Genomic DNA, 15,134 nt, shown 5'->3' on the forward strand with positions numbered 1-15,134 from the left:
CGGCAGCCCTGGCCACGCGATCCCGCGCAGGGCGGCCATCCCCGTGACAGACCGGCGTCTACCCCACCGCGAGGGCTCCAACCGTGGCTGACCGCCCCCGGGCGCTGCCGCGACGGCGGCCAGGATTGATCCGGTCATGGCGGGGTAGGTGCCCCCATGGTCGACGCCGATCGGCACGGGGGTGACGGGAGCACCCCGCCCCGTGCCGACGCCACCGACCATTCCGGCCTGGCGGCGACCGCCGCCCGGCTCGGCGGCCGTACGGTGGCCGCTCTGCGGGACCGGCTGCTTCGGGCACGCGCCCTCAGCGGGCTCGCCGTGCAGGCGGGCCTGGCCGCGGCGCTGTCCTGGTTCGTGGTGCAGGAGGTGCTGCACATCTCGCAGCCGGTGTTCGCGCCGATCTCGGCGGTGTCGACCCTCGCCGCGTCGGTCGGCCAACGCCTGCGCCGCACCGTGGAGCTGGTCCTGGGCGTCACGGTCGGGGTGCTGATCGGTGACCTGGTGCTCGTGGTGATTGGCACCGGCTGGTGGCAACTGGCCCTGATCGTCGTGCTGGCGATCGTCGTCGCATTGTTTCTCGCCGGGAGCGCGGCGGTGGTCATCCAGGCCGGGGCGACAGCGGTGCTCATCGCCACGCTCAGCCCGTCCGTGCGTGACCTGGAGATCCCCCGCTTCGTGGACGCCCTCGTCGGGGGAGCGGTGGCGCTCCTGGTCACCGCCGTGCTGCTGCCGCTGAACCCGCTACGGGTGCTCAACCGGGCCGCACGGCCGGCGCTGGATCTCCTGAGTACCCAGCTCGATGCCACGGCCGGCGCGTTGGCCCGCCACGATGCCGCTCCGGCACGTACCGCCATGGGCGAGCTGCGGCAGAACAAGGACGAGCTGAAGGCGCTCATCGAGGCGACCCAGGGCGCGCGGGAGGCCAGCACGCTGTCGCCGGTGCACTGGCACCAACGGCGCGGACCGGTGGGCCGGTACGCGCAGGCGGCGGAGCCGATCGACCGCGCGATGCGCAACAGCGGGACGTTGATCCGCCGGTCGGTGAGCCTGATCGAGGACGGCGAGCCGATACCGGAGCCGATGCCGAGGGCGGTCACCGACCTTGCCGAGGCGGTACGGCTGATGAAGCGGCAGTTCGCCGCCGGCGACGAACCCAGGCGGGCGCGGGAGCAGGCGCTACGCGCGGTCTGCGCGGCCGGCGACGCCTACCGGGAGGGGGTGGGCTTCTCGGGCGCGGTCGTCGTCGCGCAGGTCCGCACGACCGTCAGCGACCTGTTGGTGGCCACCGGGCTGACCCAGGAGGTGGCGAACCGGGTGGTCCGACGCGCCTTCGGTGAGCTGAGGCCGCCCGCCCGGTCCGGTGGGTGAGCAGGGACGGTCCATTCGGATGGCACCCGATTTTCCAGTGATGGCATCAAGGTGAGCCAGCGGTATTGCACTGTGAGCCAAAGTGGTGCCATGATGGCGTCATGGATCTGAAGCCGTACGTCGAGAACCTGCGTAACGAGTTCGCCGTCGCCGCGGAGGGCGTCGACGCGGAGGGCCGGGCGCTGGCCGAGCGGCTCTCCACCCAACTGGAGGCGGCGACCCGACTCACGCTGCTCGAAGCGCTGTCCGACGCGGCCGACGAGATCACCCGGGAACTCGCCCCCGGGTCGGTGCACGTCCGGCTGCGCGGGCGTGAGCCCGACTTCGTGGTGACGCCGGCGAGCCCACCGGCCGGTGGGGCGGGCGAGGACGCCGGCCCGTCGGTGCTGCCGGCGCCGGTGCTCGCACCCGGCGGCGACGACGGCGGCACGTCGAGGATCAACCTCCGACTCCCCGACCACCTGAAGGCCAGCGTCGAGGACGCCGCCGGCCGGGCCGGGCTGTCGGTCAACGCCTGGCTCGTGCGCGCCGTCGCCGGCGCCATCGGGGCCGGCGACCCGGACCGTCGCCCGACACGTCGGGTGGAGCCGCGCTCCGGCCAGCACTTCACCGGCTGGGCGCGCTGACCCCCGTACCCCCTGCTTCTTCCCGTCCCTCGCCCGCTGCCCACATTCCGGGAGACCACCATGCCTGTTTTCGATACGCCAGAGCCCATCTCCGTCCAGATCGAGCTGCCCGTCGGGGACGCGTGGATCGCCGCTACCGACCGCACCGACACGGTCGTCCAGGTGCGGCCGCGTGACCCGTCGAGCAAGGCCGACGCGAGCGCCGCCGAGCAGACCACCGTCGAGTACGCCTCCGGCCAACTGGTGATCAGAGCGCCGAAGAGTTGGCGCCGCTTCGGTCCCGGCGCCGGCCCCTCGGTGGACCTCCTGATCGAGGTGCCGAGTGGGTCGCGGGTGAACGCCAGGGCGTCCTGGGCGGCGTTCCGCTGCGAGGGGCGGCTCGGCGAGTGCCACCTCAAGACCGGTGGCGCGATCCGGCTCGACCGGACCGGTCCGCTGGACATCGACACCAGCCACGGCGAGGTCGCCGTGGAGCACGTGACCGGATCAGCCCGGGTGAAGGCGTCCTCCGGCAAGGTACGCATCGGCGCGGTCGACGGCACCGCCGAGATCAAGAACTCCTCCGGCGACTGCTGGATCGGCCAGAGCAACGGCGACGTCCGGGTCAACACCGCGTACGGCGACATCACCGTCGACGAGCCGATGGCCTCGGTGGCGGCACGCACGGCCTACGGCAACGTCCGGCTGGGCGAGGTCGTGCGGGGGTCGATCGAGCTGGAGACCTCCTACGGGGCCATCGAGGTCGGCGTCCGCCGGGGGACCGCCGCCTGGCTCGACGTCAGCTCCCGCCACGGTCGGGTGCACAACGCGCTCGACGCGACCGACAGCCCGGCGCAGACCGACGACACGGTCGAGGTCCGGGCCAGCACCTCCTACGGCGACATCATGATCCGCCGCGCCTGACGGCCGCGCGTCGACACCCCCGTCCACGAATCGAGGAGACCATGTCCAGCCCTTCCCGACCCGCGATAGTCGCGACCGGCCTGCGCAAGTCCTACGGCGACAAGGTCGTGCTCAACGGCATCGACCTGGAGATCGCCGAAGGAACGATCTTCGCGTTGCTCGGCCCCAACGGCGCCGGCAAGACCACCATCGTCCAGATCCTGTCCACCCTGATCAGTGCCGACGGCGGCGACGCCCGCGTCGGCGGTCACGACCTGACCCGCGATCCCGACGCGGTACGCGGACTGATCGGCGTCACCGGCCAGTTCTCCGCCGTCGACAACCTGCTCACCGGTCGGGAGAACCTGAGCCTGATGGCCGACCTGCGCCACCTCGGCAGCGTGGCGGGCCGCCGACGCGTCGTCGAGCTGCTGGAGCAGTTCGACCTGACGGAGGCGGCGGACAAGCCGGCGGCGACGTACTCCGGCGGGATGCGCCGGCGGCTCGATCTCGCGATGACCCTGGTCGGCGATCCACGCGTCATCTTCCTCGACGAGCCGACGACCGGCCTCGACCCGCGCAGCCGCCGCGCCATGTGGCAGATCATCCGTGACCTCGTCGCCGACGGCGTCACCATCCTGCTGACCACCCAGTACCTGGAGGAGGCCGATCAACTCGCCAGCCGGATCGCCTTCCTCGACCACGGCCGCCTGATCGCCGAGGGCAGCCCGCACGAGCTGAAGCGGCTCATCCCCGGTGGTCACGTGGTGTTGCAGTTCGCCGAGCCGGCGGGGCTCGACGCGGCGAGCGGCCTGCTCCCGGCGGCCACCCGGGACGACGCGGCGCTGACCCTCCAGGTCGCGAGCGACGGCGGGGTCGGATCGCTGCGAGCCCTGCTCGACCAGCTCGACCGCGCCGCGGTGAACGTGGCCGGTCTCACCGTGCACGGTCCCGACCTGGACGACGTCTTCCTCACCCTGACCGGCCGACCCGACAACGAAAGGGCCATGGCGCGATGAGCACTCTCACCCTCGCTGCCCGCGACTCGAGCACGATGCTGCGGCGCAACCTCCTGCACATGCGGCGCTATCCGTCGATGACCCTCCTGCTCATCGGCATGCCGGTCATCCTCCTGCTGCTCTTCGTCTACGTGTTCGGTGGCACGCTCGGCGCCGGCCTCGGGCCGACCGGCGACCGGGCCCAGTACGCCAACTACGTCACCCCCGGGATCCTGCTCATCACCGTGGCCAGCGGGGCGCAGGGCACCGCCATCTCGGTCGCCATGGACATGACCGAGGGCATCATCGCCCGGTTCCGCACCATGGCGATCTTCCGGCCGTCTGTCCTCACCGGCCACGTGCTGGGCAGCCTGCTCCAGACGCTGCTCAGTCTCGCGGTCGTGACCGGTGTGGCACTGCTGGTCGGCTTCCGGCCGACCGCGAATCCGGTCGAGTGGCTCGCCGCGATCGGCGTCCTCGCCATGATCACTCTTGCGCTCACCTGGCTGTCCGTCGCTCTCGGCCTGGTCAGCGAGAGTGTCGAGACGGCGAGCAACCTGCCCATGCCGCTGGTGCTGCTGCCGTTCCTCGGCAGCGGGTTCGTCCCCACCGACTCGATGCCGACCGCGGTGCGGTGGTTCGCCGACTACCAGCCCTTCACCCCCGTCATGGAGACCCTGCGGGGCCTGTTGCTCGGCACCGGCATCGGGAGCAACGCGGTCCTCGCGGTCGTCTGGTGCGCCGTCATCACCGTGCTCTGCTTCTTCTGGGCCAGGGCCCTGTACAACCGCAACCCCGCCCGCTGATCGCAGCGCCCCGCGGTCGACGACCGCGACAACCCGAAGGCCCGGCCGCCAGGCCGGGCCTTCGGCGTTCCACCTCAGTCGACGTTACGGAGCTGTTGCCGGTAGGTGTCTTGACGAGGGTGGATGTGAGCGTTAACACTGGGCCCGTCGATGGTGGAGGTGGACATGATTCCTGTGGACGGAGCTGGCGAACGCTACGTCGTCGGTGTCGACTTCGGCACGCTGTCCGGGCGAGCCCTGGTGGTCCGGGTCGGTGACGGCGCCGAGCTGGGGACCGCGGTGCACGAGTACGGCGACGGAGTCATCAGCGCCGCTCTTCCCGGAGGTCGGCCGCTTCCGCCGGACTGGGCCCTGCAGAACCCGGAGGACTACCGCGACGTGCTGCGGTACGCCGTTCCGGCGGCCGTGTCCGCCGCGGGAGTGGATCCCGCCGCGATCGTCGGCATCGGCATCGACTTCACCGCCTGCACGGTGCTGCCGACGTTCGCCGACGGCACGCCGCTCTGCGAGGCGCCGGACCTGCGCGACCGTCCGCACTCCTGGGTCAAGCTGTGGAAGCACCACGCCGCCCAGCCGCACGCCGACCGGATCAACGCCCTGGCTCACGATCGGGCGGAGCCGTGGATCGGCCGGTACGGCGGCAAGATCTCCGCCGAGTGGCAGTTCGCCAAGGGCCTCCAGATCCTGGAGGAGGACCCCGAGGTCTACCACCGCGCCGAGCGTTTCATCGAAGCCGCGGACTGGATCGTCTGGCAGCTCAGCGGTGCTGAAACCCGCAGCGTCTGCACGGCCGGCTACAAGGGCATCCTGCAGGATGGCCGGCACCCGTCGCAGAGCTTCCTGACCGCGCTCAACCCGGACTTCGGCGACTTCGTCGCCAAGCTGGACGGTCCGCTGCTGCCGCTCGGCGCCCGGGCCGGCGCGCTCACCGCCCGCGCCGCGGCATGGACCGGCCTGCCGGAGGGGATCGCGGTGGCCGCCGGCAACGTCGACGCGCACGTCACCGCGGCCTCCGCGCAGGCCGTCGAGCCCGGTCGACTCGTGGCGATCATGGGTACCTCCACCTGTCATGTGGTCAACAGCCCGCACCTCGCCGAGGTGGCCGGGATGTGCGGCGTCGTCGACGGCGGCATCAGCGCCGGCGCGTGGGGCTACGAGGCCGGGCAGAGCGGAGTCGGCGACATCTTCGGATGGTTCGTCGAACACGCCGCCCCGGCCGGGGTCGCCTCGCACGAACGCCTCACCGAGCTGGCCGCCAGCCAGCCGGTCGGCGCGCACGGCCTGGTCGCGCTGGACTGGTGGAACGGCAACCGGTCCCTGCTGGTCAACCACGACCTCAGCGGAATGATCGTCGGGATGACCCTGGCCACCCGGCCGCAGGACGTCTACCGGGCGCTGCTGGAGTCCACGGCGTACGGCACGCGGATGATCATCGAGGCGTTCGTCGAGTCCGGGGTGGCGGTGAACGACCTGGTGATCGCCGGCGGTCTCACCTCCAACGAGCTGCTGATGCAGATCTACGCCGACGTGACCAACCGGCCGCTGAACATCATCGGCTCCGCGCAGGGGCCGGCGCTCGGATCGGCCATCCACGCCGCCGTCGCCGCCGGCGAGTACCCGTCGGTCCACGAGGCGTCGCAGGCGATGGGTCGGGTGCACGAGGCCGTCTACCGACCGGACCCGGGCCGGGCGCGCGCGTACGACGCCCTCTACGCCGAGTACCGGACGCTGCACGACCACTTCGGTCGCGGCGGCAACGACGTCATGCTGCGCCTGCGGGCGATCCGCAACGCCGCGGTCGAGGCCGGCGCAGCCCCGCACGAGAGCACCCTGGAGGTGGTCGCATGAGCGCCGACGTGACCCGACAGATCAGCGAGCTGCGCGAGACGGTCGCCCGCCTGCACGCCGAACTGACCCGCTACCGCCTGGTGGCCTGGACGTCCGGCAACATCTCGGCGCGGGTTCCCGGCCGGGACCTCATGGTCATCAAGCCGAGCGGCATCGGCTACGACGACCTCACGGCCGACACCATGGTCGTCTGCGACCTCGATGGCGTCCTCGTCGAGGGGGACCTCGCCCCGTCCAGCGACACCGCCGCACACGCCTACGTCTACCGCGCCATGCCGGAGGTCGGCGGGGTGGTGCACACGCACAGCTCGTACGCCACCGCCTGGGCCGCCCGCGGCGAGGCGATTCCCTGCCACCTCACCGCACAGGCCGACGAGTTCGGCGGGGAGATCCCGTTGGGCCCGTTCGCGCTGATCGGCGGGGACGACATCGGCAAGGGCATCGTCACCACGCTCGCCGGGCACCGCTCACCCGCGGTGCTCATGCGTAACCACGGCGTCTTCACCATCGGCCGCGACGCCCGCGCCGCGGTCAAGGCGGCGGTCATGTGCGAGGACGTCGCCCGCACCGCGCACCTCACGCGCGCACTCGGGCAGCCGGTGCCGATCGCGCAGGCGGACATCGACGCGCTCTACCACCGCTACCAGAACGCCTACGGCCAACAACCGACCGCACCGGCGAGTTCCTGACCGGCGACCCCGGCGCGGCCCGCCGGGCCGCATCACCGATGGCACCGCACGCACCACCCGCGTACGCCGCCCGCCCCCACGTCGGCGGTCGTCGCGGCACCCTGCACCCCCGAGCCAAGGAGAACCGATGAGGAAGATGCGACCGAACTCCGCTCCGTGGCGCGCCGCCGCGGTCCTCGCCAGCGTGCTGCTCGTCGGCAGCATGGCGGCCTGCGGCAACAGCGACACCGGCGGTGGGTCCACGGACGACGGCAAGATCACGCTGGGCTTCTCGCAGGTCGGCGCGGAGAGCGGTTGGCGTACCGCGAACACGACCTCGATCAAGGAGGCCGCCGCCGCCGCGGGCATCGAGCTGAAGTTCGACGACGCGCAGCAGAAGCAGGAGAACCAGATCAAGGCCATCCGCAACTACATCCAGCAGAAGGTCGACGTGATCGCCTTCTCGCCGGTGGTGGAGTCCGGGTGGGACACCGTGCTCAAGGAGGCCAAGGACGCCGGCATCCCGGTGATCCTGACCGACCGCTCGGTCGACTCGGCCGACAAGTCCCTCTACAAGACCTTCCTCGGCTCGGACTTCGTCAAGGAGGGCCGGCTCGCCGGTGAGTGGCTGATCGAGCAGAAGAAGACCGCGTCCGGGCCGGTGAACATCGTGGAGTTGCAGGGCAACACCGGTGCGGCGCCCGCGAACGACCGCAAGAAGGGCTTCGGCGAGGCGATCGCCGCCAACCCGAACCTGAAGATCATCGCCTCTCAGCCGGGTGACTTCACCCGGGCGGGCGGCAAGCAGGTCATGGAGCAGTTCCTCAAGGCCAACCCGAAGATCGACGTGCTGTTCGCGCACAACGACGACATGGGCCTGGGCGCGCTCGAGGCGATCACTGCCGCCGGCAAGGTGCCCGGCAAGGACATCACCATCATCACGGTCGACGCCGTCAAGGACGGAATGCAGGCTCTCGCCGACGGGAAGTTCAACTTCATCGCGGAGTGCAGCCCGCTGCTCGGCCCGCAGCTGATGGACCTGGCCAAGAAGGTGCACGCCGGCGAGGAGGTGCCTGCTCGGATCGAGACCGAGGAGACCACCTTCACCCAGGAGCAGGCCAAGGAGGCTCTGCCCAACCGCAAGTACTGATCGACGCCCGGGGGTCGCCGCGCTCGCGCGGCGGCCCCTGTGCCCACCACCTCTAGAACAGGCCTGATCGGATGACGGACAACCGTCCGGTCGTGACGATGACCGGGATCAGCAAATCCTTCCCCGGGGTGCGTGCACTCCACGATGTCAACTTCCGGCTCTTCCCCGGCGAGGTGCACGCCCTGATGGGCGAGAACGGCGCCGGCAAGTCGACCCTCATCAAGGTGCTGACCGGCGTCTACGACACCGACGAGGGCGCGATCACCCTCGATGGCCAGCCGGTGTCCTTCACCGGGCCGATGCAGGCGACGGCCGCCGGGGTGAGCACCGTCTTTCAGGAGGTGAACCTCTGCACCAACCTCTCGGTCGCGGAGAACATCTTCATCGGACGCGAGCCCCGGCGCCTCGGCGCCGTCCGCTGGGGTGAGGTCCGCCGCCGCGCCCGTACGCTGTTGGCCCGCCTCGACCTCGACCTCGACGTCAGCGCGCCGCTCGGCTCGTACTCCCTGGCGATCCAGCAGATGGTCGCCATCGCCCGCGCGATCGACATCCAGGCCCGGGTGCTGATCCTGGACGAGCCGACGTCCAGCCTCGACGCCGTCGAGGTCGCGCAGCTGTTCCGCATCATGCGACAACTGCGCGACGAGGGCATCGCGATCCTGTTCGTGACCCACTTCCTCGACCAGGTCTACGAGATCGCCGATCGCATCACCGTGCTGCGCAACGGCGGGCTCGTCGGCGAGTACGCGACCGCCGAGCTGCCCCAGCTCAGCCTCGTCGAGAAGATGATCGGCAAGGAGCTCGACGTCCTCGAGGGCATCGAGGAGCACTCCCGACGGAACCTGGCCGTACTGGAGGAGGGCACCCCCCTGGTGGCGGTGTCGGACTTCGGCCGGGCGGGCTCGGTCGAGCCGTTCAGCCTCACCATCCACGCCGGCGAGGTGGTGGGCCTGGCCGGCCTGCTGGGCTCGGGGCGTACCGAGGTGGCGCGGTTGTTGTTCGGCGCCGACCGGACGGACGGCGGTCAGGTCGCGGTCGACGGCACGCCGAGCAGCCTGCGTACGCCCGCCCAGGCCATCGGCCACGGCGTCGGCTTCTGTTCGGAGAACCGCCGCGCGGAGGGCATCGTCGCCGACCTGTCGGTCCGCGAGAACATGATCCTCGCCATGCAGGCCGCCCGCGGCTGGCTGCGGCCCATCCCACGTCGCCGGCAGGACGAGCTGGTCGACAAGTACATCAAGGCGCTGAACATCCGGCCGTCCGACCCGGAGGTGCCGGTCCGCAACCTCTCCGGCGGAAACCAGCAGAAGGTGCTCCTGGCCCGTTGGCTGATCACCGAGCCACGGCTGCTGATCCTCGACGAACCGACCCGGGGCATCGACATCGGCGCGAAGACCGAGATCCAGAAGCTCGTGACGCAGTTGTCCGACGGCGGCATGGCGGTCCTGTTCATCTCCGCCGAGCTGGAGGAGGTGCTGCGTCTCAGCCACAAGGTGGCCGTGATGCGGGACCGGCAGATGGTCGCCCAGCTCGCCAACGACGACGGCCTCGACGCCGACCGCGTCATGCAGACGATCGCCAGTGGATCCCACCGGGAGGAGGCAGACCGATGAACGACACCATGAGCCGCTACCGGACGATGACCGGTCACCGGCTGTTCTGGCCCGCCGCCGTGCTGGTCGTCATGCTCGTCGCGAACACGATCTACCGGCCCGGGTTCCTGTCGATCGAGCTCAAGGACGGGCACCTGTACGGCACGCCGATCGACATCCTGCGGCTCAGCGCGCCCCTGATCCTCGTCGCGCTGGGCATGACCCTGGTCATCTCCACCGGCGGCATCGACCTGTCGGTCGGGTCGGTCTGCGCCATCAGCGGGGCGATCGCCTGCATGTACATCAGCAAGCAGCCCGATCAGAACAGCCTTGCCGTGGTGTTGACCGCCCTCGCGATGGCGTTGGGGGTCGCGCTCGTGCTCGGCGCCTGGAACGGGGTGCTGGTCGCCGTGATCGGCATCCAACCGATCATCGCCACCCTGATCCTGATGGTGGCCGGCCGGGGTCTCGCCCAGCTGATCACCCAGGGCCAGATCATCACCATCAACTCCGAGCCGTTCCGGGCGATCGGGCTGGGCCACCTGCTGACCCTGCCGCTGGCCATCTTCATCGCCCTCGCCGCGGCCCTGCTCGTCGCCGCGTTCACCCGCCGCACCGCGCTCGGCATGATCGTGGAGTCGGTGGGCGGGAACGCCGTGGCAAGCCGGCTCGCCGGCATCCGGTCCGGCCGGGTCATCTTCCTCGCGTACGTGCTCAGCGCCGTCTGCGCGGCCGTCGCCGGTTTCATGATGACGGCCAACGTCTCCAGCGCCGACGGCAACGCCGTCGGCCTGTGGGTGGAACTCGACGCCATCCTCGCGGTCGTCATCGGGGGCACGTCCCTCGCCGGCGGCCGGTTCTTCCTCAGCGGCACCATCCTCGGCGCGCTGATCATCCAGACCCTGACCACCACGGTGTACGCCATGAACATCTCCCCGCAGACCTCGCTGCTGTTCAAAGCAGTCGTCGTGATCGCGGTCTGCCTCATCCAGGCGCCGGCCTTCCGGGCGCGGTTCACCCGCCGCAGGGGGAGTGTTCCGCCGTCGAGCGCGATCGCCGACAAGCCGAAGGAGCAGGTGCCGGCATGACCACTGGATCGCTCACCGCCGGCCGTGCCCGGTTCCGGCTGCCGAGGCGGCAGATACCGGTCCTGGCGACGCTCGTCCTGCTCCTGGTGATGTACGGCATCGGGGTGTCCCAATACCAGGCGTTCTCCAACGTGCAGGTCATCTTCAACGTCTTCATCGACAACGGCTTCCTGCTCGTCGTCGCGGTGGGCATGACCTTCGTGATCCTCACCGGCGGCATCGACCTGTCGGTCGGGTCCGTCGTCGCCATGACGGCGATGGTGTCGGCCTCGCTGCTCCAGCAGGGGCTGCCGGCGGCGCTCGTGCTCGTCATCGCCCTGCTCATCGGCCCGACGCTCGGCCTGCTGATGGGCTGCGCCATCCATTTCTTCGAGATCCAGCCGTTCATCGTCACGCTCGCCGGGATGTTCTTCGCCCGGGGGATGTGCACGTTCATCTCCGGCTCGTCCATCCCGATCACCGACGGGTTCTGGACCAGGATGTCGCAGGAGCGGATCGGTGACCCCCGGGGCAACTTCGTGTCGATCAGCGTGCTGGTCGCCTTCGTCGTGGTCGCCGTCGCCGCGTACACGCTGGCCTACACCCGGCTGGGGCGCAACGTGTACGCCATCGGCGGCAACCCCCAGTCGGCGCTGCTGATGGGCCTGCCGTTGGGGCGTACCCGGATCGCCGTCTACACGATCAGCGGCCTGTGCTCCGCGATCGGCGGCATCCTGCTGTCCTTCTACACCCTCTCCGGCGCGCCGTTGATCGCCGTCGGCATGGAGTTGGACGTCATCGCCGCCGTCGTCATCGGTGGGACCGTGCTCACCGGCGGCTCGGGTTACGTCTTCGGCACGGTGCTCGGCGTCCTGGTCCTGGGTGTGATCCAGACCCTCATCACCTTCGACGGAAGCCTCAACTCCTGGTGGACCAAGATCGTGATCGGCGGCCTGCTCTTCGCGTTCATCCTCCTTCAGCGGCTCATCGGAATCCGTTACAAGTGATCGCCCCTCTCGCGGAAGGCAACTCCATGGCACCACACACCGCACCCGAGATCTGGTTCCTCACCGGCAGCCAGGGCATGTACGGCGAGGAGACTCTCCGGCAGGTGGCCGAGCAGTCCCGCGTGATCGCGGCCGCGCTCGACGACTCGCCGCAGATTCCCGCCCGGGTGGTCTGGAAGCCGGTCCTGACCAACAGCGGTGACATTCAGCGGGTCTGCCGTGACGCGGCCGCACAGGGCGCGATCGGGGTGATCGCGTGGATGCACACCTTCTCCCCGGCGAAGATGTGGATCGCCGGCCTGGACGCGCTGCAGACGCCGCTGCTGCACCTGCACACCCAGGCCAACGTCTTGCTGCCGTGGGACGAGATCGACATGGACTTCATGAACCTGAACCAGGCCGCCCACGGCGACCGTGAGTTCGGGTACATCCAGACCCGTCTCGGTGTCGCGCGCAAGACCGTCGCCGGGCACGTCAGCGACCCGCGGGTCACCGCCCGGGTCGGGGCGTGGGCCCGCGCGGCGCTCGGCTGGTCGGCGATGCGATCGCTGCGCCTGGCCCGCTTCGGCGACAACATGCGCGACGTCGCCGTGACCGAGGGCGACAAGGTCGAGGCGGAGCTGCGTTTCGGGGTGTCGGTCAACACCTACGGCGTCAACGACCTGGTCGAGGTGGTCGGCGAGGTCACCGACGCGCAGGTGGACGACCTCGTCAAGGAGTACGAGGACACCTACCGGGTCGTTCCGGGTCTGGTCGCCGGGGGTGCGCAGCACGACTCCCTGCGGTACGCGGCCCGGCTGGAGCTGGGCATGCGCGCCTTCCTGGACGAGGGCGGGTTCCGGGCGTTCACGACGAACTTCGAGGACCTCGGTGGTCTGCGTCAGCTGCCCGGCATCGCCGTGCAGCGGCTGATGGCCGACGGCTACGGCTTCGGCGGTGAGGGCGACTGGAAGACCTCCGTGCTGGTGCACACCCTCAAGGCCATGTCGGTGGGCGTGGACGGCGGGACGTCGTTCATGGAGGACTACACCTACGACCTGACCCCCGGCGAGGAACTGGTGCTGGGCGCCCACATGCTGGAGGTCTGCCCGACCATCGCGTCCGACGTGCCGAACGTGGAGATCCATCCGTTGAGCATCGGCGGGCGGGAGGATCCGGTCCGGCTCGTCTTCGACGCCGCGCCCGGGCCGGCCGTGGTGCTCGGCCTGGCCGACATGGGGGAGCGCTTCCGGCTCGTGGCCAACGAGATCGACGTGGTCGCGCCGCCCCAGCCGCTGCGCCGGCTGCCGGTGGCCCGCGCGGTCTGGCGGCCACGACCCGACCTGCCCGGATCGGCGGAGGCGTGGATCACCGCCGGCGCACCGCACCACACCGTGCTGTCCCAGGCGGTGGGCGTGGAGGAGTTGCACGACCTGGCGGAGATGAGCCGTACCGAACTGGTCGTCATCGACGCCGACACCGAGCCCCGCCGCTTCGCTGACGAGATCCGCTGGAACCAGGCCTACTACCGGCTGGCCCGCGGCTTCTAGCATGATCACGAGGCGGTGAAGCAGTGACCGAGACAGGCGGCGCGGGCGGCCCAATGCCCTGCCCCGGCAGGAGACGCCCGCGTCGCCCGGGCCGGCGCCCCCGGCCGGCCGCACGCCTGGTCAGGGCGTCCGTTGGCGTAGACTGTCGGCCATCCAGCGCTGGTCAACCGGGGTTTGACACCGGCGCGACGGCTGAGCGCAGGGATCGGTCGACCGCTCCGGTCGGCGTCAGCGGGCCGCGGCTTCGGGTCCGCAGACGGGGGAAGTGACATGGCCGTGCACGGTCCGGCGATGACGGACGTCGCCCGTCTGGCCGGTGTCTCCCACCAGACGGTGTCGCGGGTGCTCAACGGGCACCCCAACGTCCGTGAGCAGACCCGGTTGCGGGTGCGGGCGGCGATCGCGGAGCTGGGCTATCGGCCCAACGGCGCGGCACGTGCGCTGGTGACCGGCCGGTCGCAGGTGATCGGCGTGGTGGCACAGAACACGACCCTGTACGGGCCGGCGTCGTTGCTGGCCGCCTTGGAGCAGACCGCCGCGGAGGAGGGTTTCGCGGTGAGTGTGGGCAGCGTACGGGACCTGGACTACCGTTCCATCTCCGCCGCGGTCGAGCGGCACCTGTCGCACCGGGTCGCCGGCATCGTCGTCATCGCGCCGGTGGAATCGGCCGGTGAGGCGCTGGAACGCCTGCCGAAGGACGTCCCGCTGGTCACCGTCGACGGTGACCCCCGCCGCCCGGTGCCGTTGGTGACGGTCGACCAGGTGGCCGGTGCCCGGGCGGCGACCCAGCACCTGCTGGACGCCGGGCACCGCACGGTCTGGCACGTGTCCGGGCCGTCCGACTGGTTCGACAGCGTCGGGCGGATCGAAGGCTGGCGGGACGCGCTGCTGGCCGCGGGGGCGGACCCGCCACCGTTGATGCAGGGGGACTGGTCCGCGGCCTCGGGCTACCGGTCCGGGCAGCTGCTGGCGCGGATGCCCGAGGTGACCGCGATCTTCACCGCCAACGACCATCTCGCGCTCGGTGTGCTGCGGGCGTTGCACGAGTTCGGTCGACGAGTGCCGGACGAGATCAGCGTGGTTGGCTTCGACGACGTGCCGGAGGCGGCGTACTTCATTCCGCCGCTGACCACCGTCCGGCCGGACTTCGACGCGGTGGCGCGGGCGAGTATCCAGCTGCTGCTGGCCCAGGTCGAATCGGGCACCGGCGGGGCGCTGCGGCAGACCATCGCCCCGACCCTGGTCGCCCGCGACAGCGTCGCCGCGCCGCGCGACCGCTGACCGGCGCCCAACCCCGTGCCACCTCCGATTCAGGCCGGTCGAGTGCGGCTCCCTGCCGCTTGATCGTCCCGTTTTCCTTGATGTCGGGGTGTCCGGGCGTCGGGGATGCCCCGGTATCAGTGATGACGAGTCGATCACCGGCGGGGCTTCGGGCAGACGTCCCCAGGGGGGTGGCTGACCGGCCGGTAGCTGCCTGGTCGCCGGTCGGCCGACCTCACACCTGCCTCCTGTAGAGCTTTCCCAGATGTGGGGCAGGGAGGTACCTAGGTTGGGCCGCGTTCGGGTTGGGCCGCGTTCGGGTTGGGCCGCGTT

General features: G+C 70.6%; 13 protein-coding genes. All 13 read left to right on the forward strand.

The features are described 5' to 3' along the window. Positions 1-156: 156 nt before the first annotated feature. The 13 genes from EAD98_RS15795 to EAD98_RS15855 all read left to right on the forward strand — a co-directional run bounded on the left by EAD98_RS15795 (position 157) and on the right by EAD98_RS15855 (position 14,822). On the forward strand, positions 157-1,368 hold the full coding sequence (locus EAD98_RS15795) for an FUSC family protein (protein ID WP_121654819.1): 1,212 nt from the start codon (positions 157-159) through the stop codon (positions 1,366-1,368). A gap of 101 nt (positions 1,369-1,469) precedes the next feature. Continuing rightward, positions 1,470-1,994, forward strand: coding sequence for a hypothetical protein (locus EAD98_RS15800; protein ID WP_121654820.1), 525 nt, complete (start codon positions 1,470-1,472; stop codon positions 1,992-1,994). A 60-nt stretch (positions 1,995-2,054) separates the two neighbouring features. After that, positions 2,055-2,897: a DUF4097 family beta strand repeat-containing protein gene (locus EAD98_RS15805; protein ID WP_121654821.1), complete on the forward strand. Its 843-nt coding sequence runs from the start codon at positions 2,055-2,057 to the stop codon at positions 2,895-2,897. 41 nt (positions 2,898-2,938) lie between these two features. Then, positions 2,939-3,895 carry an ATP-binding cassette domain-containing protein gene (locus EAD98_RS15810; RefSeq protein ID WP_121654822.1) on the forward strand — a complete coding sequence of 319 codons (957 nt, stop codon included), beginning with the start codon at positions 2,939-2,941 and terminating at the stop codon, positions 3,893-3,895. After that, complete coding sequence (locus EAD98_RS15815; RefSeq protein ID WP_121654823.1) at positions 3,892-4,680, forward strand: ABC transporter permease; 789 nt, start codon at positions 3,892-3,894, stop codon at positions 4,678-4,680. The genes EAD98_RS15810 and EAD98_RS15815 overlap by 4 nt, the downstream gene beginning before the upstream one ends. Before the next feature lie 165 nt (positions 4,681-4,845). Further along, the gene (gene araB, locus EAD98_RS15820; protein ID WP_121654837.1) at positions 4,846-6,528 is read left to right on the forward strand and encodes a ribulokinase; all 1,683 of its coding nucleotides are present in this window, start codon (positions 4,846-4,848) and stop codon (positions 6,526-6,528) included. After that, on the forward strand, positions 6,525-7,217 hold the full coding sequence (locus EAD98_RS15825; protein ID WP_121654824.1) for an L-ribulose-5-phosphate 4-epimerase: 693 nt from the start codon (positions 6,525-6,527) through the stop codon (positions 7,215-7,217). The genes araB and EAD98_RS15825 overlap by 4 nt, the downstream gene beginning before the upstream one ends. A 127-nt stretch (positions 7,218-7,344) precedes the next feature. Beyond that, entirely contained in the window at positions 7,345-8,346 is a 1,002-nt protein-coding gene (locus tag EAD98_RS15830) for an ABC transporter substrate-binding protein (RefSeq protein ID WP_199723424.1), read from the forward strand. A gap of 71 nt (positions 8,347-8,417) precedes the next feature. Next, complete coding sequence (locus EAD98_RS15835; protein WP_121654826.1) at positions 8,418-9,959, forward strand: sugar ABC transporter ATP-binding protein; 1,542 nt, start codon at positions 8,418-8,420, stop codon at positions 9,957-9,959. After that, on the forward strand, positions 9,956-11,026 hold the full coding sequence (locus EAD98_RS15840) for an ABC transporter permease (protein ID WP_121654827.1): 1,071 nt from the start codon (positions 9,956-9,958) through the stop codon (positions 11,024-11,026). The genes EAD98_RS15835 and EAD98_RS15840 overlap by 4 nt, the downstream gene beginning before the upstream one ends. After that, positions 11,023-12,012, forward strand: a complete 990-nt coding sequence (gene yjfF / locus EAD98_RS15845) for a galactofuranose ABC transporter, permease protein YjfF (protein WP_121654828.1) — start codon at positions 11,023-11,025, stop codon at positions 12,010-12,012. The genes EAD98_RS15840 and yjfF overlap by 4 nt, the downstream gene beginning before the upstream one ends. Before the next feature lie 26 nt (positions 12,013-12,038). Beyond that, a complete protein-coding gene (gene araA, locus EAD98_RS15850) occupies positions 12,039-13,541 on the forward strand; it encodes an L-arabinose isomerase (RefSeq protein WP_121654829.1) in 1,503 nt (500 codons plus the stop codon). Positions 13,542-13,832: 291 nt separating this feature from the next. After that, positions 13,833-14,822 carry a LacI family DNA-binding transcriptional regulator gene (locus tag EAD98_RS15855; RefSeq protein WP_199723425.1) on the forward strand — a complete coding sequence of 330 codons (990 nt, stop codon included), beginning with the start codon at positions 13,833-13,835 and terminating at the stop codon, positions 14,820-14,822. Positions 14,823-15,134 lie beyond the last annotated feature (312 nt).

It is taken from the genome of Micromonospora sp. CV4 (genome assembly GCF_003667455.1).
GTDB lineage: Bacteria > Actinomycetota > Actinomycetes > Mycobacteriales > Micromonosporaceae > Micromonospora.